This is a genomic window from Paraglaciecola sp., from assembly GCF_039942875.1.
In the GTDB taxonomy this organism is placed as follows: Bacteria; Pseudomonadota; Gammaproteobacteria; order Enterobacterales; family Alteromonadaceae; genus Paraglaciecola.
Map to the genome: position 1 here is coordinate 57,750 of NZ_JBDVBQ010000037.1, position 25,381 is coordinate 83,130.

Annotated in this window: 24 protein-coding genes; 15 read left to right on the top strand and 9 right to left on the bottom strand. The window is 39.6% G+C overall.

The features are described 5' to 3' along the window. Positions 1-3: 3 nt before the first annotated feature. The 3 genes from ABJE44_RS12215 to ABJE44_RS12225 all read left to right on the top strand — a co-directional run bounded on the left by ABJE44_RS12215 (position 4) and on the right by ABJE44_RS12225 (position 2,389). Positions 4-1,278 carry a DUF819 family protein gene (locus ABJE44_RS12215; RefSeq protein WP_348110351.1) on the top strand — a complete coding sequence of 425 codons (1,275 nt, stop codon included), beginning with the start codon at positions 4-6 and terminating at the stop codon, positions 1,276-1,278. Positions 1,279-1,280: 2 nt separating this feature from the next. Then, positions 1,281-1,694 carry a DUF4112 domain-containing protein gene (locus tag ABJE44_RS12220; RefSeq protein WP_348110352.1) on the top strand — a complete coding sequence of 138 codons (414 nt, stop codon included), beginning with the start codon at positions 1,281-1,283 and terminating at the stop codon, positions 1,692-1,694. A gap of 86 nt (positions 1,695-1,780) precedes the next feature. Continuing rightward, on the top strand, positions 1,781-2,389 hold the full coding sequence (locus tag ABJE44_RS12225; protein WP_348110353.1) for a glutathione S-transferase family protein: 609 nt from the start codon (positions 1,781-1,783) through the stop codon (positions 2,387-2,389). A gap of 95 nt (positions 2,390-2,484) precedes the next feature. Here the strand turns inward: ABJE44_RS12225 and ABJE44_RS12230 are convergent, their stop codons facing one another. Both ABJE44_RS12230 and ABJE44_RS12235 read right to left on the bottom strand, forming a co-directional pair. After that, positions 2,485-3,378: a carbon-nitrogen hydrolase gene (locus ABJE44_RS12230; RefSeq protein ID WP_348110354.1), complete on the bottom strand. Its 894-nt coding sequence runs from the start codon at positions 3,376-3,378 to the stop codon at positions 2,485-2,487. Continuing rightward, positions 3,359-4,426, bottom strand: coding sequence for an agmatine deiminase family protein (locus ABJE44_RS12235; protein ID WP_348110355.1), 1,068 nt, complete (start codon positions 4,424-4,426; stop codon positions 3,359-3,361). The genes ABJE44_RS12230 and ABJE44_RS12235 overlap by 20 nt, the downstream gene beginning before the upstream one ends. A gap of 485 nt (positions 4,427-4,911) precedes the next feature. Between ABJE44_RS12235 and ABJE44_RS12240 the strand changes: the two genes are divergently transcribed. Together ABJE44_RS12240 and ABJE44_RS12245 are read left to right on the top strand one after the other, a co-directional pair. After that, positions 4,912-5,226 (top strand): hypothetical protein, encoded by a 315-nt coding sequence (locus ABJE44_RS12240; protein WP_348110356.1) that lies wholly within the window; start codon positions 4,912-4,914, stop codon positions 5,224-5,226. 276 nt (positions 5,227-5,502) lie between these two features. Continuing rightward, positions 5,503-6,267, top strand: coding sequence for a DUF2982 domain-containing protein (locus tag ABJE44_RS12245; RefSeq protein ID WP_348110357.1), 765 nt, complete (start codon positions 5,503-5,505; stop codon positions 6,265-6,267). Here the strand turns inward: ABJE44_RS12245 and ABJE44_RS12250 are convergent. Beyond that, a complete protein-coding gene (locus ABJE44_RS12250) occupies positions 6,260-9,361 on the bottom strand; it encodes a 7TM diverse intracellular signaling domain-containing protein (RefSeq protein ID WP_348110358.1) in 3,102 nt (1,033 codons plus the stop codon). The genes ABJE44_RS12245 and ABJE44_RS12250 overlap by 8 nt on opposite strands. A gap of 241 nt (positions 9,362-9,602) precedes the next feature. Here ABJE44_RS12250 and parC point away from each other — a divergent pair, with 241 nt between their 5' ends. Continuing rightward, the gene (parC, locus tag ABJE44_RS12255; RefSeq protein WP_348110359.1) at positions 9,603-11,909 is read left to right on the top strand and encodes a DNA topoisomerase IV subunit A; all 2,307 of its coding nucleotides are present in this window, start codon (positions 9,603-9,605) and stop codon (positions 11,907-11,909) included. A gap of 60 nt (positions 11,910-11,969) precedes the next feature. Then, complete coding sequence (locus ABJE44_RS12260; RefSeq protein ID WP_348110360.1) at positions 11,970-13,217, top strand: ectonucleotide pyrophosphatase/phosphodiesterase; 1,248 nt, start codon at positions 11,970-11,972, stop codon at positions 13,215-13,217. Between the two features lie 28 nt (positions 13,218-13,245). Here ABJE44_RS12260 and ftsX read toward each other — a convergent pair whose 3' ends face one another. Genes ftsX through ftsY form a run of 3 tightly spaced genes read right to left on the bottom strand, consistent with a single transcriptional unit; the run spans position 13,246 to position 16,298 of the window. Next, on the bottom strand, positions 13,246-14,226 hold the full coding sequence (ftsX, locus tag ABJE44_RS12265; protein WP_348110361.1) for a permease-like cell division protein FtsX: 981 nt from the start codon (positions 14,224-14,226) through the stop codon (positions 13,246-13,248). Positions 14,227-14,277: 51 nt separating this feature from the next. After that, positions 14,278-14,973: a cell division ATP-binding protein FtsE gene (gene ftsE, locus ABJE44_RS12270; RefSeq protein WP_348110362.1), complete on the bottom strand. Its 696-nt coding sequence runs from the start codon at positions 14,971-14,973 to the stop codon at positions 14,278-14,280. A 17-nt stretch (positions 14,974-14,990) separates the two neighbouring features. Further along, a complete protein-coding gene (gene ftsY / locus ABJE44_RS12275; protein ID WP_348110363.1) occupies positions 14,991-16,298 on the bottom strand; it encodes a signal recognition particle-docking protein FtsY in 1,308 nt (435 codons plus the stop codon). A gap of 74 nt (positions 16,299-16,372) precedes the next feature. Between ftsY and rsmD the strand changes: the two genes are divergently transcribed. Further along, positions 16,373-16,990 (top strand): 16S rRNA (guanine(966)-N(2))-methyltransferase RsmD, encoded by a 618-nt coding sequence (gene rsmD, locus ABJE44_RS12280; RefSeq protein WP_348110364.1) that lies wholly within the window; start codon positions 16,373-16,375, stop codon positions 16,988-16,990. Positions 16,991-17,023: 33 nt separating this feature from the next. Here rsmD and ABJE44_RS12285 read toward each other — a convergent pair whose 3' ends face one another. Together ABJE44_RS12285 and ABJE44_RS12290 are read right to left on the bottom strand one after the other, a co-directional pair. Beyond that, positions 17,024-17,656, bottom strand: a complete 633-nt coding sequence (locus ABJE44_RS12285) for a YjaG family protein (protein WP_348110365.1) — start codon at positions 17,654-17,656, stop codon at positions 17,024-17,026. A 3-nt stretch (positions 17,657-17,659) separates the two neighbouring features. Then, positions 17,660-18,250, bottom strand: coding sequence for a YhgN family NAAT transporter (locus tag ABJE44_RS12290; RefSeq protein ID WP_348110366.1), 591 nt, complete (start codon positions 18,248-18,250; stop codon positions 17,660-17,662). Between the two features lie 318 nt (positions 18,251-18,568). Here ABJE44_RS12290 and ABJE44_RS12295 point away from each other — a divergent pair, with 318 nt between their 5' ends. Beyond that, positions 18,569-18,751, top strand: a complete 183-nt coding sequence (locus ABJE44_RS12295; protein WP_133467848.1) for a helix-turn-helix domain-containing protein — start codon at positions 18,569-18,571, stop codon at positions 18,749-18,751. A 51-nt stretch (positions 18,752-18,802) separates the two neighbouring features. Here the strand turns inward: ABJE44_RS12295 and pepB are convergent, their stop codons facing one another. Then, on the bottom strand, positions 18,803-20,086 hold the full coding sequence (gene pepB / locus ABJE44_RS12300; protein WP_348110367.1) for an aminopeptidase PepB: 1,284 nt from the start codon (positions 20,084-20,086) through the stop codon (positions 18,803-18,805). Positions 20,087-20,196: 110 nt separating this feature from the next. On the opposite strand from pepB, the gene sfsA reads away from it, so the two are divergent. The 6 genes from sfsA to panB all read left to right on the top strand — a co-directional run bounded on the left by sfsA (position 20,197) and on the right by panB (position 25,360). Beyond that, on the top strand, positions 20,197-20,901 hold the full coding sequence (gene sfsA, locus ABJE44_RS12305; protein ID WP_348110368.1) for a DNA/RNA nuclease SfsA: 705 nt from the start codon (positions 20,197-20,199) through the stop codon (positions 20,899-20,901). Positions 20,902-21,062: 161 nt separating this feature from the next. Beyond that, entirely contained in the window at positions 21,063-21,512 is a 450-nt protein-coding gene (gene dksA / locus ABJE44_RS12310; RefSeq protein WP_348110369.1) for an RNA polymerase-binding protein DksA, read from the top strand. Between the two features lie 79 nt (positions 21,513-21,591). Beyond that, a complete protein-coding gene (gluQRS, locus tag ABJE44_RS12315; protein ID WP_348110370.1) occupies positions 21,592-22,533 on the top strand; it encodes a tRNA glutamyl-Q(34) synthetase GluQRS in 942 nt (313 codons plus the stop codon). Positions 22,534-22,674: 141 nt separating this feature from the next. Further along, the gene (gene pcnB, locus ABJE44_RS12320; protein WP_348110463.1) at positions 22,675-23,973 is read left to right on the top strand and encodes a polynucleotide adenylyltransferase PcnB; all 1,299 of its coding nucleotides are present in this window, start codon (positions 22,675-22,677) and stop codon (positions 23,971-23,973) included. Next, positions 23,970-24,467, top strand: coding sequence for a 2-amino-4-hydroxy-6-hydroxymethyldihydropteridine diphosphokinase (folK, locus tag ABJE44_RS12325; RefSeq protein ID WP_348110371.1), 498 nt, complete (start codon positions 23,970-23,972; stop codon positions 24,465-24,467). The genes pcnB and folK overlap by 4 nt, the downstream gene beginning before the upstream one ends. A gap of 98 nt (positions 24,468-24,565) precedes the next feature. After that, positions 24,566-25,360 carry a 3-methyl-2-oxobutanoate hydroxymethyltransferase gene (panB, locus tag ABJE44_RS12330; protein WP_348110372.1) on the top strand — a complete coding sequence of 265 codons (795 nt, stop codon included), beginning with the start codon at positions 24,566-24,568 and terminating at the stop codon, positions 25,358-25,360. Positions 25,361-25,381: the final 21 nt, after the last annotated feature.

Genomic DNA, 25,381 nt, shown 5'->3' on the forward strand with positions numbered 1-25,381 from the left:
TTTATGTCGACACCCGTACTTACAGATCAAGCTGTACTTCATAGTCCATTATTTACAAACGACGCTACCATAATGGGGGTTTTGGCGATTCTACTAGGTTTAGTTTTTTATACTGCTAGTAGTGAAGCTCCATTCTGGCGAAAGTTTTATATGTTTGTTCCCTCTGTTCTGCTTTGTTATTTCTTACCTTCTCTATTGAATACCTTTGGTTTAGTTGATGGCGAAAAGTCGCAACTTTATTACGTGGCGTCCCGCTATCTATTACCTGCTTGTTTGGTTTTACTCACCCTAAGTGTCGATCTTAAAGCTATTTCTCGTTTGGGTAGTAAGGCTATTATATTGTTTCTTACTGGCACGTTAGGGATCGTCATTGGTGGCCCTATCGCATTATTAGTTGTTGCTACTTTCGTTCCAGAGTTAGTGGGGGTTGATGGTCCGGAAGCTGTATGGCGGGGAATGACAACGGTAGCGGGTAGTTGGATTGGCGGTAGTGCTAACCAAGCCGCTATGAAAGAAATTTATGGTGCTGGCGACCAAATGTTTTCTGCCATGGTTACCGTAGACATAATAGTGGCTAATTTATGGATGGCAGTACTGCTAGTCATGGCTGCCAATGCTAAGGCTATTGATGCAAAAACCGGTGCTGATACCTCTGCAATCGACGAGCTTAAAGAAAAAGTAAGTAGCTTTGAGGCGAAACATTCTAAAATTCCTACTGTGGCAGATTTAATGCTAATTGTTGCTGTGGCCTTTGGCGTGACGGGTGCGGCTCATCTTTTTGCCGACAATGTTACCCCCTATTTTGTTGAACATTTTCCGAGCATGGCTAAATTTAGTTTCCACAGTAAATTTTTCTGGATGATTATTTTTTCAAGTACGATAGGTATTGCATTATCTTTCACAAAAGCTAGAAAATTAGAAAGTGTAGGCGCATCCAAATTAGGCTCGGTATTCTTGTATATATTAATTGCAACCATTGGTATGAAAATGGACGTCACTATGATTATAGAAGAGCCTTTATTCTTCATAATTGGAGCAATTTGGATGGTGGTCCATGCTGCGTTGATGTTAGGTGTAGCGAAACTAATTAAAGCGCCACTGTTTTATATGGCTGTGGGTAGTCAAGCAAACGTAGGTGGGGCAGCATCTGCACCTATTGTTGCATCGGCATTTCATCCTTCGTTAGCTCCCGTCGCGGTAATGTTGGCAGTGTTGGGTTATACAGTAGGCACATATATGGCTTGGTTTTGCGGCCAAATATTACAAAGTATAGGATAACTATGAATGATAACTATAAAGCGCCTAAGGAGCTTTTAAAAGCACAGACGTTGGCTAACTTAAGCGATAACAAAATCCGTATTCCTGTGATTGGTATTAGGCTTGGATTAGATTTTATTATTGGCCTGATTCCTTTTGTAGGTGATGTCATTATGGCTTGTATTTCGTTAGTGATTGTTCGTTTAGCTGTAAAAATGGGAGTTCCTAAACCTTTGATTTTTAGCATGCTAAAAAATATAGTGATTGATTTTTTACTCGGCCTTATTCCTTTTTTAGGAGATATTTTTGACTTGTTTTATAGAAGTAATGAAAAAAATGTTCGTATCATGGAAAAGTGGTGGGTGAGTAATAAGCACCAAGATATTCAAAGGCATAGTGAAGAAAAACTGGCTGCTTGGAAACAGTCTCAAGGTTAAATACCGCTCCTTAATCATGCCTTTTAACTCATCGCCATATTACTTGTGGCGAGACACTAAAGCTTTAGGATTATAGGAATAAATATATGAAAATTTACGATACCAAAACCGCCCCTTCACCGAGACGAGTTAGAATTTTTCTTGCAGAAAAAGGTATTCCAATGGAATACATACAAGTGGACCTCCAAAAAGGTGAAAACCTATCCCCAGAGATGAGAGCTAAGAATCCCGTTGGGAAAATCCCAGTATTGGAATTAGATGACGGTACTTGTATCAGTGAAGGGGCGTCTATTTGTCGTTATTTTGAAGAGATTCAAGGGGAGCCTTGTTTGATGGGCAGCACGCCCTTAGAAAAAGCCCAAATAGATATGTGGCATAGACAAGTTGAATTGTACTTTTTTGGCCAGGTTGGCATGTGTTTCCAACATAGCACGGGTTATTTCAAAGACCGGATGACGCCTATTAAAGAGTATGGTGTAGTGGCAGGTAAAAATGCAGCTGGATTTCTAAAGGTCTTAGAAAGACGCTTAGGGGAGTCCGAGTATATCGCTGGTGATAGTTATAGCATCGCTGATATAACTGCTTTGTGTGCACTCGATTTTGCACGTGTGGTAGATATTAAGTTAACCGAAAAGCACCCCAATTTAAAACGCTGGTATGCCTCTGTTAGTAGTCGTCCTAGTGCCAAAGCTTAGCTGTTGAGTCTTGCTTCAACACTAGATGTAAATCATAAGGGTTAGCTACAACAGCAAAATATTGGTGTTGGTGCTAACCAATGCATGAATTTAGTTTAGTCTCGCCATCTTTTAGTTAAGTCTTCATAGGATTCAATTCTACGGTCTCTAAAGTAGGGCCAAATTCTTTTTATTTGCTCGGTTCTTTGTAAGTTGATCTCAACCACTAGATTCTGCTCTTCATGGCTAGGCGCTTTGGCAAGTACTTCCCCTTGGGGCCCAACAACAAAACTTTGTCCCCAAAATTGAATACCTGGATCACCAGCGACAGGTGAGGCTTCGAAGCCTGTTCTGTTGGCTACTACAACAGGTATGGAGTTTGCCACGGCATGGGAGCGTTGAATTGTTTCCCAAGCGCCATGTTGGCGGCTTTGTTCTTCTGGTGTATCGTTTTTGTCCCATCCGATCGCTGTTGGGTAAAATAACATATCTGCTCCAGCCATCGCCATTAGCCTAGCAGCTTCTGGATACCATTGATCCCAGCACACTAGTACTCCTAATTTACCTACACTGGTTTGAATGGGTTCAAAGCCCATGTCTCCGGGGGTGAAATAAAATTTCTCATAAAAGCCAGGATCATCTGGAATATGCATTTTTCGATATTTACCAACTAAGCCTTGCTCTCTATCAAATACCACGGCTGTGTTGTGATAAAGCCCTGAGCCGCGTTTTTCAAATAACGAGGTGATTAATACAATATCTAATTTAGCGGCTAGCATTGCAAAATAGTCTGTGGCTGGCCCTGGTATAGGTTCGGCCAAATCAAAGTTGTCAATATCTTCCTGCTGACAGAAATATAGAGTACTGTGTAGCTCTTGTAATAAAACTAACTCACAGCCTTGCGCGGCCAACTCTGTGATTTGATCGCTACTACGTTGCCAGTTTACTTGTTTGTTATTGCCTTCTACGGCCTGTTGAACAACGCCTATTTTAAGCTTGTGTTGATTCATATAAAAAAACTCCATTTTTGAGACTTCGTAAAACCTCTGGCTTAAGCACCCCTTCAGGCACCTGCATGGTGATGCAATGTAAACTACCAAACTGCTGTACTAAAGGCAGGCAATTAATAGCAACTATAGTAAAATTAGGGTAGGCATTTTTTATGGTATTAATGGCAAGTTCATCTTCAGGCTGTTGGTATATAGGGCATAAAATCTGCTGATTAGAAATAAGATAATTAGCGTAAGATGCTGGTAATCTTTGACCTTCACTATTCACTATATAGGGTAAAGGTAATTCAAAAATCTGATGCTTAGGCAATCTAGCATTACACTCTAACTTTAAATCCTCTAACGCTTTAAAGTGCGGATCATCTAGCCGATTAAAGGCTGTTTGTATAACCAAGCCATTACTTGGCGTAAATCTAACTAATGTATCAATGTGACCATCGGTATCATCGCCTTCTAAATGCCCATGTTTTAAAATCGTACTGGTTGTTGCTCCCAAATAAGATGCAAAGTCGTGTTGATAATCAATGAGTGATTTATCGCCATTGCGCTTTGGGTTTTGTAAACATAAGGCAGTGGAAAGCAAATGACCATTCCCATCAATTTCAATCGCTCCGCCTTCTAACACAAGGCCGATTGAGCGAATATCAGATTGGCATAACTGCTGTAGCGCATATTTATTGATAGCGTTGTCGTTATTGGCATCGAACTTTTCGCCCCAACCATTAAAAATAAATTCAATAGGCGTAACTAAGTTGCCATCTGAAACACTCAAGAAACCATAATCCCTTAGCCATGTATCATTGTAATCAGCATCAACTAACAACACTTTAGCGTCTTTAGGAATTAGGCTTTTGCAAGGTTCGATTGCGCTTTGCCTGACTAACAGTATTACAGCTGTATCTGCTAGATTGAGAGTGCGTATTATTTCAATGTAAACAGCTCGTACTTGGTGTAACCAAGGCTGCCAGTCTGTATTTTCATCTGGCCAAGCAAGTATAACTGCTTCCTGTAAAGCCCATTCTGGGAGAAGTTTAAATTTGTTATTCATAGTTAAAAGGGTGGTTACGTTTTCTATAAATTATAAGCTTTAGGGTCGAGCTCGTCTCGCTAAAAATATAGTTAATTTGGAAAAATAAACTAGGTATAAATAAGATTGCACAAACGGTGTCTGGCTAAAAATTATCGTTAGTTGAGTATAAGCCAGTGGGTTTTGTGGACTTTTTAGTAAATGTTTTTACTTTTATGTTAAGAAAGATGATTTTGTCCAATTAGGTAAAAATTAATCCCCGATTTGTATAGAACCTTTTGAAATAAATATCTTTTTTTATATTCCATTATTAAATAGTTAAATATATAAACTTCAATAGTATCAGTGGTTTAGACTTGTCATTAAAATGTCTTATTACATTTTACATAGTGTTCACGTACTGAAAACATTAAAAATACAGCTTTTATAATTTAAATCAGTCATTAATTAACTGCGGCCAAGAGTCGTACAAATTAAATGTTGTTATTTAGATAGGATAAATTGAAATGAAAAAAATAATTGCATTATCTCTAGTCTTTGCTGCTTTAGGTGCAAACGCTAAAATGGGTTCAGACGAGAAAGTTAAATATGTTGGTGATTTAAACTATCAAGATTTATGTGAAGCTGTAGTAAAAGATGACGTTGCAATGTTAGAGCGCAGTTTAACGAGCCGTATTGGTGTGATCGCAGGTTCATCTAAACGAGTATTAAAACGATTAACTGCTGCTAATGGTATGCGTTGTAATGGTGTTGATTTAGTGTCTTTTTCTAAAGAACGCGAAGCAACTAATGTGTATTCTTTTCTTTCAAATGAAAAGTAACATGTTCAGTTCTAATCATACAATCCTGAGCAAATAGCTCGTTAGGCGGGCTATTTTTTCTGCTTTTTAGGTTTCAGACATTCTATTCTGATACTTCAATTTTTATTTTTTTCAGTATTAATTCCTTCCTTTTTCATCAATCGAAAACCCTTTTTATTTTTCAGTGATTATGCAATTGGATTTATGCTTGATAGGATAAGGCATATATTCAAGGGTAATCTTTACTATGACCTTTAAACGCAAAACTCCATCTTGGTGGGAAACAGATTGTATTAAATGCAAAAGGCTTCGAGCTATGGTGATTTGGGCCATTTTTGTGTGCGTTATTTATATGCTTGTCTGGGGGTAGTGATGGAAGAAGTGATTAAAATTCGTAGTCATGGTAAGCGCAATGTCATTGTCACTGGGTTAATCGGACTGGGCTTATTTGGGCTATCTATTGTTATGTTGGTCGCATTACCCGAATCTTTTTATTTGGTTGGAATTTTTTTATTAAGTGCTTCTATTATTGCTTTTTTGATTGCTTGGGTTAAATATCGAGAGCCTCAGTTTAGCTTTTTACTAACCAAAACATGTATTTGTTACCATCATAAAAACGGGCAGTGGACTTTGCCTTGGAGTAGTATTCAAAGAATTGATGTTCCTCTTGTTACATCTGGCCTTGAAAGAAAAAACTTACACATGGTTGCCATTAAGATAAAAGACTACTCTCCTTTATTAGAGAATATGTCACCTCGCCTAATGAGTAATATTCTTATGGAGCAACGCCCTTTGTTGTTTCACAATATGCCTTCAGAGTCAGAAAATTGCGCTACGGGTAACTGTTATAGTGATGAATTACTTGAAGATGATATTTATAAACATTCTCAAGGTAAAGTCTATAAAGGGATACAAGGGATGTTCGCTAACCGAATGACCAAGTTACGGCAACGGCTAGGTTATGATTTATATATACCTGTGTCAGAATTAGATAGGACTGAACATGAGTTTGTTACCTTACTACAACAATGTCAGCAACAGGTATTATATCCCACTAATTAGCCGGACCTATATCCCGCAAAACCTTAGCTTGCTCCACAGCAAGTAGTATATTTAAGGACTCCGTCTTTAACTCAGGCGCTTTGTAAAAAGCGGCTTCATAATGTTTTATTTTTAGTGCACTTTCTAACTCTTCACATAGTGAATGTAATGCAGGAACGCCGGTATAACAGCATGCGCCATGCAACTGGTGTACTCTTGCTAGCATAACTTCGTACATCTGTTCTTGTCTGGAAGCTAGAATAGCTTCCGTTAATTCTGGTAACTGTTGTACAAATTTTTGTAATATATCTCTGGCTGCATCTTCATTTTGGTTAGTGCGTTTTAATGCTAACTCCCAATCAAAGCTAGTCTGCTCTGATTCATTAGAATCTATTATCTGACACCAACGTTTAATCAAATCAATTAAGTCGGATAAATTTATGGGTTTAGGTAAATAATCGTCCATCCCAGATGCTAATAATTTGTCTTGTTCTTCTTTAAAAGCATGGGCGGTGACTGCAATAATTGGGGTGCCAAGGTTTAACTTAGTTTGCCTTATTAATTTAGTCGCCTCTAAGCCATCCATGTTCGGCATTTGCACATCCATCAAAATCAAGTCAAATTCAGTTTCTTTACACTGCTCTATTGCATCATTGCCGCTAAATGCCAAGGTAAGTTGCAAGTTAGTATTTTTTAGCCAAGTGGTGAGTAGCCGCAAGTTTATCTCCATATCATCAACAGCTAAGACTTTTGCCGCTGGGAGTACTTCTAATCGTTGTTGAAGTTTATTTGTTGGGCTTTCCTCTGGCACATGCATTAGGCTATTAAGTTTTCTCAGGGTTAATGGTAAACGGATTTTGTGAGTAAAATATTGCGACAAGTCATCCCTTTTAGATAAGGATTCTTCACCCGAGTACAACATCACAGTTGTTGATGTGTTTAAATGGCGAGTCGCTTCGAGAATACTTGGTAAAATGTTCTCTTTACTATTAGGAACACTTATAAAAACAAAGTCATATTGAGTGTGTAATTGGCGTAAATACAATAGTGATTCAACCCCAGTTACTTTGACTCCCATATTTTTTAATAATTTAACTGCGGCATGGCGCGCTTGGGGGTATGGGTCAAAATATAAAATATTTTTATCTTCCCAATCACTATTTGAATTGAGGGATAGACTGCGGTTAAGTAGATTAGTTCGCAGCGTCACAGTAAACGTACTTCCTATTCCAGGAGCACTGCTTAAAGTGAGTTCGCCGCGCATCAAATTAACAAGTTCTTGGCAGATTACTAACCCCAAGCCCGTGCCCTGGTAGGATCGATTTAGCGCGTCTTCTACCTGTGAAAATGCCGCAAATAACTTTCTTTGATCTTCACGACTGATACCTATTCCAGAATCTTCAACCTGTATGACTAACTCGTAGATGCCATGAGCTTTTTCAGAGCCTACTGCGGATAGTTTTATATACCCATGGTCAGTAAATTTAAGTGCATTGCCCAGTAAGTTATTCAAAATTTGTTTAATTCTGTAACTATCCCCTATGAGTTTTTCCGGCAGGGGGTCTGCATCATAAATAAACTCTAGATTTTTTAGGTGAGCAGATTTTGCCATAATGCTCACCATGTCCTCTAAAACAGCGGTTGGGGAGAAGGGATGGTTGTTAATTTTTAGCTTTTTAGCTTCAATTTTTGAAAAGTCGAGAACGTCATTAACTATGCTGAGTAGGTTGTCTGCAGCCGCATTTATTATACTAACTTGTTCTTGTCTCTCTGGTGGCAATGACTCTGAGTGAAGTTCTTTACTAAACCCTAGAATGGCATTTAATGGGGTACGAATTTCGTGACTCATGTTTGCCAAAAACTGAGATTTGACATGACTTGCTTCTATGGCATCTTTTCTAGCAATGTCTAGTCTTACGTTTTGCTCTTCAACTAACTCAATATTATTTCGTAAATCATCAGTTGCTTCTTCAATTTCTTCTTCTAGTTTATGTCGGCTTTTACTCACTAGGGCTAATGAAAACAAACCCGCTTGTGAAAACAGTCCTACCTGAAAAGCGTAAGCAGTAATGATATTTGAAGGATACAGAGAGAGTAAGCTACCTAAACCAACCAACATGCAAACATCAAAGAGCAACCAAGCCACAATAAAATAGACCGCAGCTTTAATATTCTTTCTTCTGCTTTCAAATCCAGCATAAGTGTATATTAGAGTTGAAGATACGTAAGTCAGCAACACGGCTACCATTAACCAAATCGGGTCTAAAATATTAAAAATAGATAGTAAGGCTAGAATAATAAACACGCCTAAAAAGGTGCGGATTAATAAACATGAAAAGAGAGCGTTGTGCCTCCCTTCCAAAAAATTTATTGTGAAAAGTCCTGAGCCAACTCCCAATATTACAAATATTAAATCCGTATGGGCGCATATCCAAATTGAGATCCCAGGCGATACAACTTGATGTACATGCCCCCCCCAAACAAATTGCCATATTACTATGGCAAAGGTGTAACCTATGAATGCAAATAAACTCGTGTCTTTAATCCATATAAAAAGCATTAGGTTGTATAAGGCTAGCATTAATAAGCCGCCATAAAATACTCCCCAAAAAAGGTTATCAAAAAATAGTTGATTAGCGTGCTTTTCCGCTGTTTGTATATCGATAGGAGCAATAAGGCTAGAGTGTTGGCTTTCTATACGTATAAATATCTCAACAGGTTGAGCGTAAGGTAAAGACACATTTAAGGTTGGAAAACGGTGTTTGGCGTTCGCTCGTAACTTCCCCTGACTGGTTTGAGCGATTAACTTGTCATCAGATATGACGTAAATATCAACTTTATCTAACTGCGCATAACCTAGATCGATTACCCACTCATTGATGTCTGTAACATTATTTAAACTAGTATATAGCCACACGCCAGAATGAGAAAAACCATAATTTTGATTGTGTTCAGGGTGCCAAATAAATTGACTTTTCTGTTCTTTGACGTCGTATAAACTTAATTGATTATCTGCTTCCCTCAATACTTTTAATTTTGATGAAAGCTGAATTGTTTCATCTGTAGAAATGAGTTGTACATCACTTTGCGCGTACACCAAATTGGGTAATAGCAATAAAATGAATACTAAGGGATTAAGAAAGCGCAGATGCATTTAATTGAGTCAATAGCTGTATTTGTGTATGGACATTAAACCACTCGTTTAGGTGACAAGGCAAATTAACAACAGGAGTTCACATAAAGCTTTTGCTGAACTATTTTAATTGAAGGCATTTATCATGTAATCTAGTTGTGTGCTAGTCAGCTCACATTGACAACAATTAAAACGACAATAATAACGGTGAAAATAGCCCCCCATGAGTCAAGACACAATCATTAACAAAGACGGTATCGAACAGCTATCGATGCATCGCTTTACTGAAGAATCTTACCTTAATTATTCAATGTACGTCATTATGGACAGAGCCCTGCCGCATATTGGTGATGGTTTGAAGCCTGTGCAAAGGCGGATTGTATATGCCATGTCAGAGTTAGGCCTTAATAATGCTGCTAAGTATAAAAAGTCCGCTCGTACTGTTGGGGATGTGTTAGGCAAGTTTCATCCCCATGGTGACTCTGCCTGTTATGAGGCAATGGTGCTAATGGCGCAACCATTTTCATATCGTTACCCACTGGTCGATGGTCAAGGTAACTGGGGAGCACCAGATGATCCTAAGTCTTTTGCTGCTATGCGTTATACAGAATCTAGATTGTCTAAGTTTAGTGAGGTGTTACTTTCTGAGTTAGGGCAAGGTACAGTGGATTGGCAGCCCAATTTTGATGGCACCCTAGATGAGCCTAAAGTCTTGCCGGCTAGGCTGCCCCATATTTTATTGAATGGCATAACAGGTATTGCAGTGGGTATGGCCACCGATATCCCCCCTCATAACGTTAGAGAAGTTGCTAATGCTTGTGCGCACCTGTTAGATAACAGTAAAGCAGAGTTGGCTGAATTATTAGAGTTTGTAGAAGGTCCTGATTACCCAACAGATGGGGAAATCATTACTCCCAAAAAAGATATTGCCAAAATTTATGAAACGGGTCGTGGCTCGATAAAAATGCGTGCAGTTTATACTGAAGATAACGGTGATATCGTAATTACGGCATTGCCTCATCAGGCATCTGGCGGAAAAGTGCTAGAGCAAATAGCGTCACAAATGCAAGCTAAGAAGTTACCCATGGTCAGTGACTTAAGAGATGAGTCAGATCATGAGAACCCCACAAGGCTACTCATTACCCCAAGATCAAACAGAGTCGATACAGAGCAGTTAATGCAGCACTTGTTTGCGACCACAGATCTAGAGAAGAGCTATCGCGTCAATATTAATATGATTGGCTTAGATGGTCGTCCTCAAGTAAAAGACTTACGAACTATTTTAACAGAATGGCTAAGTTTCAGAAAAGAAACCGTTACCCGCAGACTGCAGTTCCGTTTAGATAAGGTTCTAGCAAGACTTCATATTCTTGAAGGTTTAATGATTGCATTTTTAAACCTAGATGAAGTGATACGCATTATTCGCTATGAAGATAAACCTAAGCAAGAATTGATAGCGCAATTCTCCTTAACGGACATTCAAGCTGAAGCAATTCTCGATTTAAAACTACGTCACCTCGCTAAATTAGAAGAAATGAAAATCAAAGGTGAACAGGATGAATTGGCAAAAGAGCGTGATGCATTACAAACACTATTAGGGTCAGATCGTCGTCTCAAAACTTTAATGAAAAAAGAGATCCTCGCTGCAGCTGAGCTATACGGTGATGACAGGCGGTCGCCAATTGTCGCCCGTGGCGAATCTAAAGCCTTAACAGAGAAAGAGCTAATTCCCTCAGAAGCAGTGACAGTAGTGTTATCCGAGAAAGGTTGGGCCCGCTGTGCTAAAGGTCATGAAGTTGATGTAGAAGGACTGAGTTATAAAGCCGGAGATGCATATCAAGCTAGCGCCAAAGGAAGAAGTAACCAACAAGTTGTATTTTTAGACTCGTCTGGCCGAGCATTTTCTTGTGATGCTCACGGGTTACCGTCCGCCAGAAGCCAAGGTGAACCATTAACGGGCCGCTTTAATATTGTAGGGGGGGAAAATGTCGAACATGTTGTGATGGGCTTGGACAAGCAACGATATCTAATGGCGTCAGATGCTGGGTATGGTTTTGTGGGTAAGTTCAGCGATATGATCAGCAAGAATAAAGCGGGGAAAGCCTATCTTTCACTTTCTACCAGTGCCAAAGTGTTTAAACCGCAATTGGTGCATGATCTAAAAAGTGATTGGTGTTTAGTTATTTCTAACGAAGGGCGCATGTTAATGTTTCCACTTCGTGATTTACCTAGTTTGGGTAAGGGCAAAGGCAATAAGCTGATTAGTATTCCCTCGGCCAAGGCGCAATCAAGAGAAGAGTACGTAAAAGAGCTAGTCGTAGTGCCTGAAGGGGCCAATGTTAAAGTATTAGCTGGTAAACGAGGTATGACACTCTCAGCTATAGACTTAACACACTATCAAGGTGAAAGAGGCCGCAGAGGTAATAAATTGCCTAGAGGTCTACAGCGAGTTGATGGCGTTGAAGTAGAAACTTCAAGCCAATCAGGTAATGAAGCAGAGAGTCCTCAAGAAGACGACAATAAACCTTAAACTTTAAGGATTTAATACTAATTTTGTTAGATTTCACCTTAAAACTATACACAGATTACCATGCTTAAGGCTTTAGTTAGTGTATTAGTACTGGTTAGTAATATTGCTGTGGCTGATCAGTCGCAGCCTCTAGTATTAATGATTGGAGTAGATGGCTTAAGAGCCGATTCATTAGAGAGAGCTTCTGCTCCAAACCTTCAGTTGTTGGCAGAAAATGGCGTCAGAGCCAATATGTATCCCGCTATGCCCTCCAAAACGTTTGTGAATTTTTATTCTTTAGCTACTGGTTTACACCCAAAGAATCATGGAATGGTTTCAAATTACTTTTATGACAGAAAGCTAGGTGAAACCTTTAACCGCACTAAGCATACTGATGATCCTGCTTGGTGGGGTGGTGAGCCTATTTGGATTACTGCAGAAAAACAAGGGGTTACCTCTGCAACTTATTTTTGGGTTGGCTCAGAAGTAGCTATCGATAGTATTAAGCCAAGTTACTGGAAACCCTTTAATCAAAGTAAAGATTATGGTGAGCGTGTTGACGAGGTATTACAGTGGTTTGCTTTACCTAATGAAAAAAGACCGCGACTTGTCACTTTATATTTTTCTGCTGTAGATAGCGCAGCACATACTTTTGGAGTGGGTTCTCTGGAAGAATTAGCTGCAATTAAAAAGGTTGATGATCACATAGGAGATTTAATTGCTGGTTTAATAGCGCTAGGTCTGTACGAAGATACGAACTTAGTGATAGTCGCCGACCATGGAATGGCTAATTTGTCAGACGACAGAGTAGTCAACCTAGATAAGTGGGTTGATTTATCACATTTTATTATTCCAGATTGGTCCAGCACCAAAAATACAGTGTATGCACCCTATTTGAATCTGTATGGCGACAAAGTAGAGGTAGAGAAAGCATTCGTTAAGCTAACAAATAAGCACCCCAATATAAAAGTGTTACGCCGCGGTAACTTTCCGAAAGACTATCATTTTGATCACCTTGATCGAGGGCCTGATTTAATGTTGCTAGCAGATGTGGGATGGACTTTGTATGGGAGTAAAAATAGATTACCTCCTGCCCCCTTAAAGGGTTCTGGGCGTTCTATTGCTACTCATGGTTATGATAATAAACACCCTTTGATGCAGGCTACCTTTATTGCGTCTGGAAAGGCTTTTAAAGCTGGGGTTAGGGTTAAGCCCTTTGATAACATAGAAGTTTACAATATATTAAGTTGTATACTCGATTTAGTACCAGCAAACAATGATGGAAAGTTAAAGCACGTAGAGGATATGTTGACCAAAGAGTGTGATTAATCTTTAAAACTTGGTTTATATGGTGGCTTTATTTAGGTTCAATTTCTCTAACATGGCGTTTTACTGATAATAACGAACCACTCAAGCCTAAAAATACCGAAATGCCTATTACCCATAAAAATGTACTGAAATCTACTCCAGTGATCTCGAAGTTTTTTTGGTACAGGGCACTAACTGCAGACACGCTATTACTCATCCACAAAAGTAATAATATTACCGCAAACCAAGCTAGCACTCCCCCTAAAAAGCCGTACCAGAAACCCGTATACATGAAAGGTCTTTGAATAAAAGCATCGGTTGCACCCACGAGTTTCATTACTAAGATCTCGTCTTTTTTGTTGAGAATATTTAGTCTTATAGTATTGCCAATAATAAGCACTACAGCTAAAAACAGTAAAGCAGCAACCACGGATACTAGGTTTTTGACTACATTAAGTATTCCATGCAGCCTTTCTAGCCATTCAATGTCTAACTTTCCAATGTCGACCTCTCGTTCATTTCGCAGTCTATCAAGTAATAGCCTCGCGGAAATAGGGCTTGCATGCCTGCTAGTGGGAGTCACTAACACCACATTAGGCAAAGGGTTGTCGTCTAAATAAGCAATGGCATCTCCAAAACCTGACATATCTTTAAATTCATTCAACGCTTGTTCTGCAGAAATATAGTTAATAGCATCAATTTCAGGCCAAAGTTGAATGCGCTTCAACAATTGGTCTATATCCCCTTGGCTAATATTTGGTTTCAGGAATAGAGATATTTGTGAAGCTTGTTCCCAACCAGAACTAATTTTCTCAACATTTTTAACCATAACGTACAAAGTGGTTGGGAGAGTGATACTCAAGCCTAATACACCTATTGTCATTAGTGATGCCGCTCTTGAGCGCCACATAGCTCCTAAACTACTTAAAGCTTGTCTAAGGTGACTCACAAAAAACATAACGACTCTTTGATAAAGTGAAATGTTGGATACTTGTGCCCCTTGCATGCGGCCTTTGAATAATATACTCATAGTGATCTATTCTTTTTAAATAAAGCGCATTGTGACTGTTGCGGTATATTGTTAAACATATAGTTCATCACTTTGGAAATCTTCAGTTAGCCCATCAGTAATCATTTGCCCTTGTTTTAGGGTGAGGGTGCGGTACTTCATACGAGCAATAAGTCCAAGGTCATGGGTAGCGATAAAAACCGATACTCCAGCTTGATTAAAGTCCTCGAATAAACGAATAATTTCCATTGATAATTTAGGGTCTAAGTTACCCGTTGGTTCATCGGCTAAAAGGAGTGGAGGCTTGTTCACAACGGCCCTAGCTATACCCACTCTTTGTTGCTCTCCACCTGATAACATCATAGGTAAATTTTTGACTTTGTCTCTAAGACCTACCATTTCAAGTGCCGCATGAACTCGTTTGGCTATTTCTTTATGTGAATAACCTTCAATCACTAGAGGCAGTGCAACATTATCAAATACACTTTTATCCATGAGTAATTGATGGCTTTGAAAAATCATGCCAATGTCACGGCGAATATAGGCAATTTGTTTACGTTGAATGCTACCTAAGTCATGACCATTAATGAAAACCTTGCCAACGGTTGGCCGCTCCATAATAGAAATTAGTTTTAATAAAGTACTTTTACCAGCGCCAGAGTGACCGGTAAGAAATGCCATCTCACCAGGTTCAATATGAAAATTAACTTTTCTGAGGGCTTGTTGCCCGCCTGGATATGTTTTACTAACTTGTTCAAACTTAATCATAGTATGAGTTTAATGGTCTATTTAGGTTGATCTTCAGATTCTGTAAATAACGCATTAACAAAATCTTTGCTGTTAAAGGGTCGTAAATCATCGATACCTTCACCAACTCCTATGTATCGAATAGGAATATCAAATTGGTCTGCAATGGCAAAAATAACGCCACCCTTAGCCGTGCCGTCTAGCTTGGTTAAGGTTATGCCGTTTAAACCTACCGCTTCATGAAACAGTTTGGTTTGGCTAATAGCATTTTGCCCTGTACTCGCATCTAATGTCAGCATTATTTCGTGGGGAGCTTCAGGAGCTATCTTTTTCATTACCCTAACGACTTTTTTCAACTCTTCCATTAGGTGGTCTTTATTTTGTAAGCGACCGGCGGTGTCCGCAATTAATACGTCAATATTTTTGGCTTTTGCAGATTGAAATGCATCAAATATTACCGAAGCACTATCGGAACCGGTTTGCTGTGCAACCACAGGAATGTTATTTCGCTCGCCCCATACTTGTAATTGTTCAACCGCTGCGGCTCTAAAAGTGTCGCCTGCAGCTAACATGACTTTTTTACCTTGCTGTTGAAATTGTTTAGCCATTTTACCGATAGTCGTGGTTTTACCAACACCGTTCACACCGACCATTAAGATAACAAAAGGACCAGAAGGGGCGCTTAACGTGAGGGGGGCGTCAACACCATCTAAAATTTCAGCCATTTGAGTTTTCATGACTTTGTACAGAGCATCGCCATCTTTTAATTGATTACGGTTTGCACTTTCTGTTAGCTGTTTGATGATCTTAACTGTGGTGTTCATGCCCACATCAGCTATTAATAATTGAGTTTCTAATTCCTCAAATAACTCATCATCAATCGCTTTGCCTTTAAATAGGTTAACAATACCACTACCAATACTTTCTTTGGTACGTGACAGTCCCTTTCTTAAGCGACTGAAAAAGCTTTGTTTTTCATTTGCTTCTGCAGGTGAGGAGCCATTTAGATGCGCAGGCTCTTCTGAGGTGTTCGTCTCTGGCTTAAGTTCGGGGGTAAGCTCTGCTTCAATATGAAGGGGCTCTCTATCATCTGTGACAGTAGGCTCGTTTACCTCGTTAACTAGCTCTAGAGACTCTTGTTGGCTTTCTTCAGCATCTACTTCATCGACACTGCTGTCTTTGGCCGTAGGCAGTACTTCAGGTAACACTTCTTTATCAGAATCTAAATTCTCTAATTCTTCTTGAAGTATTTCAGGAGAACTATCTGTTTGAAGTGCTTCTTCGCTGTTAGCTTCTGGCTCGCTTTGCTGCTTATCTTTTTTAAGCCATTTAAAAAACTTTGACATACCGGTGAGAAATCCTTGGACTAATTGAGTACACTATTTACATCTTATTCCTAATAATAGCATTTCTACCTTTCATGAAGCGAGGCGTAAAACAATCAATCAAGCATAAGGGCAAAAAACAGCTCAAAGCAACTGGCTCTGTGCGAATTATCAGTGGGCAATTTAGAGGTCGGAAGCTACCCGTTATTGATGTCGAAGGTCTGCGTCCAACAACAGATAGAAACAAAGAAATGTTGTTCAATTGGCTAATGCAAGACGTAACAGGTGCTAAGTGTTTAGATGTATTTTCTGGTAGTGGAAGCTTAGGATTTGAGGCACTTTCTAGATATGCGCAGCACTGTACTTTTATAGAGTTAGACCAAGCAGCAGCTAAAAAGCTAACTGATAATGCGGCGTTATTGTGTTTATCTTCTGAGCAAGTGAGTATTAAGCAAGGCAATGCACTCTCAGTATTGGGGCAACTGAATCACGCTTACGATGTGATTTTTCTTGATCCTCCTTTTAATCAAAAGCTATTACCCACTGTAATCGAACTTATTGCCCGCCAAGATTTATTGAACATGGATGGACTCATCTACATTGAGTGCGAGCCAGCCGCAGGATTATATACTGTTCCTTCAAATTGGCAGTTGCTCAAGGAGAAGCAAAGCTCACAAATTTTGTCGAGATTATATCAGCGAGTGAGTTCTTAATTAAAAGTAAACTATAGGCCTATATTTCTAGGCCTATATTTCTAGGCCTATATTGCTCATGCCTTCGCTGGTGGCTAATGCTCTTAACTTTTTACAGCTTGCTGCATTTTTGGGGCAATTACTTAACATTGCCAATAGTTCTTTTTGAGTTTCAATTTCCCACAACATAAGTGGGTGCTGTTTAATATCACTAGGGGTGACTGTTTCATCACTGCTAGCTTCAATAAAGGCTTCGACGCCTCCTTGAGATAGCTTACTTACTACCACAGCCCCTTGAGGATCCTCGCCCTGTATCAACATTATGGTAGCCGACATTGACATGGCCACATCTATTGCTGGGTAAACCCCATAATTATCAAAGTCGCTGGCATCTGGAACTGCTTCTTCAATTTTTTCCAGTTGAGCAGCAAAGTTTATTTTTGCTTTAGGCGTGGCTAACCATTCCCACACTGTATTTAAACTATTTCTGTATTGAGTAGGATCAGCAAATTCTGTCGTTTCACAGAACAAAATATAGTTAGGTAGCATTCTCTCTAGAAGGGTGGCTGAAAATGCAATGGCATACCAACCTTCTAATTCTCTCACTTGTTGGAATATATTTAATTTTTTATTCAATCTAATCTCTTTATCTATATTGAGAGGAGTACGGGTATACTCGTCACTCATTGTTTATCCTAATGAATAATAATGCCCAATGCCGTCTAATAACATTTGTATAGATATCATGATGAGTATCATGCCCATCAATCTTTCTATTGCCGTTAAGCCTCTTTCCCCTAACAAACGATGAAATGTTCCAGATAACATTAATATAACAGCAGAGACAAACCATGCCGCTCCCAATGCTAGAGACCAATCTAGCATTCTAGTACTGTCTTGGTTGGCCAATAGAATTAACGCTGCTAAAACTGAAGGACCCGCAATCATAGGGATGGCTAAGGGTACAATAAAAGGCTCCTCTCCTGAAGCCAAACCGGTAATACCTCCAGGTTGTGGAAAGATCATTTTCAAACCTATTAGAAATAAAATAATACCACCAGCAATACTTACGCTTTCTTGTCTGACGTTTAAAAAGTCCAGTACAGCTTGACCGCTAAATAAAAAGGTCATCATGATAATAAGCGAGAATAAAAGTTCTCTTGCGAGAATGAATTTTCTTCTTTTTGGCTCTATACTTTTAAGTACAGACATGAATACTGGCAGGTTACCAAGAGGGTCCATAATCAGAAATAGGGTAACGGCTGCTGACCAAGTATCCATAGAGGACCTCATTTTAAAGTTTCTAATAATCGACTATTGTCGTTAATAAACTAGTATTGAGCAATGCCTGTTAAGCAATTACTACTAAGGATCTATAATACTTAAGTTTATATTAGTTATCCGTTTACATAACTAAATTCGATTTTTATATACTAAAAAAAATTTTAATTTCAATGGCTTAATGATTTAATAGGGTAAATTAATTTTATCTTTATTTATAAGTTTTCACACGATTGATGAATATTTGCATTTGTAATATTTACAGCTTGCAGCGCGAATGTATTATCAAATAAACGACTAATTTAAGAGGAACAAGCAATGAGTTTGATGACAGTTGATCAAGTAGCAGAGTTTTTAGGTGTACAAAACGTAAGAGTTGAAAGACTTGAAAGAGAGAGTTTATTGCCTTCGGCAGATAAAGATGCTGACGGTAATCCATTATTTGAGAAAGTTGCAGTTGAAAAATATAAAGTGTTAGCTGAGCGTTTAGGCGGCTTATAATTTTATAAACCGCATGCTTTCTTAACTAATTTAGTGTCTAGAGCAAGATTTTTATTGCTCTAGAAGTGCCCGCGCGATGGTTCTTATTCCTTGAGCTGTTCCTCCTGCTGGCAATATGGCGTTGCTGCTTGCATTATATGCAGCGGCAAGGTCTATATGTAGCCACCCTTTACCTTCGTTTCCAACAAATCTAGACAAAAAACCCGCTGCGTTAGACGCGCCACCTGAGCCTCCGCCTTTTTGCGAACGGCTATTGGCAGTATCTGCAAACGGAGATGGGCAAGCATCTTTATGCCATGTTTCTAATGGCAAGCTCCATGAAGGTTCAAACTCTTGTTCTGAATAAGCTAATACCTGTGAACATAAGGCTTTATCTAAAGCAAAGAAGGCATTGTAATCTGTGCCTACCGCCACTTGAGCGGCACCTGTTAGGGTTGCTGCATCTATGATTAGCGGCGAATTAGTCTCTGTCGCCGCCATGAGTCCGTCTGCTAAGACGAGTCGCCCTTCAGCATCGGTATTTACTACCTCTACCGTGGTGCCATTTTTATAAGTGATAACGTCGCCTAGCTTGTAAGCATGCCCACTTATGAGGTTTTCGGCGCAACATAAAAACAATTTCACTCGCTTATTTAAGCCTCTTAGAATAGCTAATCCTAATCCACCTGTTACGGTAGCTGCACCGCCCATATCGCATTTCATACTTAGCATACCTTCGCTACTTTTGATGCTGTAACCACCACTATCGAAGGTAATGCCTTTACCTACTAAGCTAGCGGTAACTGGTGCATCAGGGTTACCGGTTGGATTGTAATCAAGCTCAAGTAAAACTGGTGGTCGAACACTGCCTCGTCCAACATGGTAAATACCCATCCAACCTTCTTGCTTTAACTCTTCACCGGTCCACCTTTTAACTTGCACTGCATCATCAGCTAAAGAGGAAATCCATTGACTACATTTGTCAGCCAAGTCAGAAGGAGATAAATCTTCTGGCGTAACGTTAACTAAGTTACGAGTAAAAATCATAGCTTGGTAACGGTTTTCGAGTTCTTGAGCGTCGGTGTTTTTACACCAAGTAATAGTATTTTGCTTTTTAATAGAACTGAAACTCTTGGCAAAAGCCCATTGTTGTTCAATTTCCCAATCACCTGTAAGTTCGACTTTTAACACTCCAGAACTATCAAGGCTTCGTGCCGCTCTTTGGATTGTGCGTAGGTCACCCAAAGCGTCTGTAATATGAATGGTTGCGCTTTGAGCCGTAATTGAAAGAGCAGTGCCTGGTGCATAGAAGTCTGCAGCGGCTTGAGTTGAGAGTAAAACAGATAAGTTAGGCATAGTAATTCCAAATGGTTTAAGTGAGCTCTAGTTTAGCGTCTTTGGGAATGAGCAAGATTAGATATACAATACCATGCTCTGATAGTCGAGCATCTAAAAAGTAGTTATTTATGGAATTCCCGTTACCTCTTATTAAAGGCAAATTGCTAAAGCGATATAAACGTTTCTTAGCTGATGTTGAATTAGAAAGTGGAGGGTTAGTAATTGCTCACTGTCCAAATACTGGCTCAATGACTGGTTGTGCAGAACCAGGTTGGGAAGTATGGTTATCACCGAGCACCAATCCAAAGCGTAAATTGGCTTTTACTTGGGAGGTGGTTTTAACTGAGCAACATCATTGGATTGGCATTAATACCCATAGGGCCAACGGGCTGGTGCAAGAAGCTATTGAAAACGGAGTAATTAGCGAATTGCGGGGCTTCGAAAGTCTTAAAGCTGAAGTCAAATACGGCACTGAAAATAGCCGAATAGATTTTTTGTTATCCGACCCAAATAAACAAGATTGTTATGTAGAAGTAAAGTCCGTCACTCTATTAGATAATAATGTAGGCTACTTTCCAGACGCAAAAACAACACGAGGGCTAAAACATTTGCGAGAATTACAGCAAGTTATTCGTCAGGGTAAGCGAGCCGTTTTGTTATTTTGTGTGCAGCATACAGGTATAGAAAATGTAAAAGTTGCAGAACATATTGATCCTGCTTATGCCAAAGAACTCAAGATAGCCATTAAAAATGGCGTCGAAGTTATATGTTACGGAAGTGCTATTAGTTCTAAAAAAATCTATATAAACCAAGCACTAAAGTTTAATAGTTAAGAATAAGTTGATTTATTAAGCATCGTCCCAATATCTTTGGCTCAAAATTGTTTTCTTTTTTACTTAATACTAACGAGCAAAAAATTGCCTGTTAAGTGGCTTTCTGGTATACATAGCCGCCTGCACATGCAGCTAGTGCCGTCGTTTAGGAGATTTGGCAGATGCCAACAGCAAAAACAAATAAAACACTTGGATTATTAGCCTTAGCCGGTTTATCGCCTTACGAAGAGAAAAAAGGCGAAGAGTACATGAACGACGCTCAATTAGAGCATTTTCGTTTGTTACTTTCAGCATGGCGCGATCAGCTTCGTCAAGAAGTTGACCGTACCGTACATCATATGCAAGATGAAGCCGCTAATTTTCCTGACCCAGTTGACAGAGCAGCTCAAGAAGAAGAGTTTAGCTTGGAGTTACGAACTCGTGATAGAGAACGTAAGTTGATTAAGAAGATTGAAAAAACACTGAAAAAAATTGAAGACGATGACTTTGGTTTTTGTGATGCTTGTGGAATTGAGATAGGTGTAAAACGCCTAGAAGCAAGACCTACAGCAGATATGTGCATCGATTGTAAGACCATGGCAGAGATCAAAGAGAAACAACTGCAAGGTTAACAGCAATAATAATCCTAAGTAGTAAATATTTTCGAATAGGTACTACTTGGGGTTAGGCTGATACTCGTCTACAGCGAGTATGAAAATATTTAATGAATATATTTTAATCGACTCTCCCTCAGATATGTCTCAATACGTTGGGCGTTTTGCACCTTCCCCATCGGGCCCGCTACATTTCGGCTCATTAGTCACTGCATTAGCGAGTTATTTGCAAGCTAAATCACAGCAAGGGCGTTGGTTGCTAAGAATAGAAGATATCGATCCTCCCCGTGAAATAAAAGGCGCCTCTAAAAATATATTTAGGTGTCTAGAAGCCCATCATCTTTTTTGGGATGAAGACGTAACTTACCAAAGTACTCGAAGTGCTTTATACGAACAAACACTACACGGGTTGATGGAACAAGGTCATACCTATGCTTGTCAATGTACTCGTGCTGAGCTGTCTGAGCTAGCAAATGGTAACGTGTGCGGCTGTGCAGAATCACCATCATTGACTCAAAACTCTGCTATTAAATTTAAACACCTTGACCCTATACTAGAATTTCAAGATGGGTTGTTGGGTACGCAAACGTTCGACAAAAATGCCATACCCGCTCAGTTTTCTTTAAAAAGAAAAGATGGTTTATATGCGTATCAGTTAGCCGTAGTGGTAGATGATATTCAGCAAGGCATTACTGAAGTGGCAAGAGGTGCAGACCTGCTAGACGCCACCGTATTTCAGTTAGCTTTGTATAAGGCACTTCAAGTTTCAGCACCTTCTTTTATGCACTTTCCTGTGGTTGTGACCCCAAGTGGTAAAAAGTTGAGCAAGCAAAATCATGCTAAGGCTATTGATGTTAAGCAAGTAAATCACAACTTGTGTGATGCCCTAGCGTTTTTGGGAATGACAGTCCCCAAGAGTTGCCGAACTGAAACACCACAAAATATTATTGCTTGGGCAGTAGATCGCTGGGATTTAAGGCAAATAACAGCCAAAACGGCACGTATTGACAATAGAATTGGTGGCCTAGACAGTATATGATAAGCGCCGAATTTTTCGGCACATTTTCAGCCATCCGTAATTATGGAGTAAAGCACTATTATTTCTCGTGTAATCGACAAAATGAAAGGCGCATTTCGCGGTAACTCTGGTTCAAGTCCAGCCCCCCTTGTCGCCACCATTATTCCTAGAAGTGAACACCCAGTCTCAAGGGATGCGATTAGTGATAACGCGTTAAAAGTACTCTATCGCTTACATAATAGTGGTTACCAAGCTTATTTAGTGGGTGGTTGTGTTAGAGATATTTTATTAGGCAAAGAGCCAAAAGATTTTGATGTCACCACTGATGCCACGCCAGAGCAGATTAAAGGCTTATTTAGAAACTGTAGACTAATAGGTCGTCGCTTTCGATTAGCTCATATTGTATTTGGCCGCGAAATTATAGAAGTCGCTACCTTCAGAGGGCATCATCAGAATAATGATGACGATGAGTCTAAGTTAAGTAAACAAAGTGACCATGGGCAATTACTAAGAGACAACGTTTTTGGCACCATTGAAGAAGACGCACAGCGACGAGATTTCACTATCAATGCTATGTATTACAATATTGCAGACTATTCAATCAGTGACTTTGCTGGAGGTATGCAAGCGATAAAAGATAGAAAAATTGCCTTAATAGGTGACCCAGAAACTCGTTACCGAGAAGATCCCGTTAGAATGTTGCGCGCAGTTAGGTTTGCTGCCAAGCTCAATATGACAATTAGTAAAGAAAGTGCAGAGCCTATAAAAGCTATGGCGCCTCTGATGGCAAATATTCCACCTGCCCGGTTATTTGAGGAAGTTCTCAAGTTATTGCTGTCCGGTCAAGGGTTAGAGACTTACAAATTATTGAGTCAGTTTCATTTATTCGAACCTTTGTTTCCGCAACTAGCACCATTGTTAGTACATCCAGAAGGTAAAGAATCTAATTTTGTTGAGTTGGTACTTACTAATACTGATAACCGTATTAATACAGGTCAGCGTGTCACACCAGCATTTATATTTGCAGCCTTTATGTGGTACCCATTAGAAGAGCGTTGCCAACAATTAATGGCTGAGGGGGGCTTAAATCATTTTGATGCCTTTAACCTAGCTTTAAATGATGTGATGCACCGCCAAATTCAACGGATTATGATCCCCAAGCGGTTTAGCATACCTGTACGCGATATTTGGCAACTACAAAATCGTTTACCAAAACGCTATGGGCGTAGAGCCTATCAAATGCTTGAACACCCTAAATTTAGAGCGGCTTATGACTTTTTGTTAATGCGTGGTCAAATTGAAGGTGGACCATTGCTTGAGTTGGCAGACTGGTGGACAGATTTTCAAGAGGCTGACGAAGGCGGCCGTAAAAATATGCTACAAGTATTACGTGAAAAAGAGGGCGGACCAACTCGTCGTCCAAGAAAAAGACGTAAGCCTAAACCTAAACCTCAAGCATGACCCAAGTTTATATTGGCTTGGGTAGTAATTTAGCTGAGCCATTACAACAACTGCAATCAGCCATTTCCGCTTTAGGTGCTTTACCTGATTCTAGTTTGGTGTGTGTGTCCAGTTTCTATGGCAGTCAGCCAATGGGCCCTCAAGATCAGCCTGACTATGTTAATAGTGTCGCCTTAATAGAAACTCAATTGTTACCTGAAGTGTTGTTAAATCATACCCAAGCTATTGAAAATGAACAAGGTAGACAAAGAACAGGTGAGCGCTGGGGTCCAAGAACCTTAGACTTAGACATTCTACTATACGGGCAACAAGTTATTTCTACTGAGACCCTAACCGTTCCCCACTATGGTATGCAGCAACGAGAGTTTGTGTTGTATCCTTTATATGAAATAACACCAGACCTTGTGTTACCTGATGGTAAAATATTGAGTGAGTTAGTTAGTCGTACACCCAAAAATGGGTTACAACAAATTCTGCTAAATACTGATCCCTAGAATTTCAGAAAAAAATCCGTATAGTGCGCATACCTAGCTGACCGCTAATGTCGTTGGTCTACAACTAAGTTGATCAAATAAATATTGAGGTATCTCAAATGAAGAAAGTGACGACTTCAAGCTTGCTAAAAATGAAGCAAGACAATACAAAAATCACCGCTTTAACTGCATACGATGCAAGTTTTGCCAAATTGTTTGATGAACAAGGGGTAGACGTTTTACTGATTGGCGATTCCTTAGGTATGGTATTAAAAGGTGACGAAGACACACTAAGTGTCACCATAGAGCATATTGCTTACCATACTCGCTCAGTGAGAGCAGGGGTAGACAGAGCGTTTGTTGTTGCTGATATGCCGTTTATGTCTTATTCCACACCTGAACAAAGTTACGTAAATGCTGCAACATTAATGCGTGCTGGTGCCAGTATGGTGAAGCTAGAAGGTGGCGAATGGTTATTAGAAACCATCAAAGGATTACAAGAAAGAAGTGTGCCTGTTTGTGGCCATTTAGGTTTAACACCACAATCAGTGCATGTGTTTGGTGGTTTTAAAGTTCAAGGTCGTAACGATTTACAAGCTGAGCGTATTCTTGAACAAGCTATTCAGTTAGAGCAAGCTGGTATTCAGATGTTGGTACTGGAGTGTATTCCGACAGACTTAGCCGCTAAAATATCCGAGCGTTTATCTATCCCTGTCATCGGTATAGGGGCAGGAGTACAAACTGACGGTCAGATTTTAGTCATGCATGACATGTTTGGGATCAGTGCTAACTATATGCCTAAGTTTTCGAAAAATTACTTACAGCACAGCACCGATATGCGTGAAGCAGTCAGACTTTATATTCAAGAAGTACAGGAAGGGAGCTTTCCTTCTGATGAACATAGCTTTAACTAAAGCTAGTAAGGTAAATTAGAT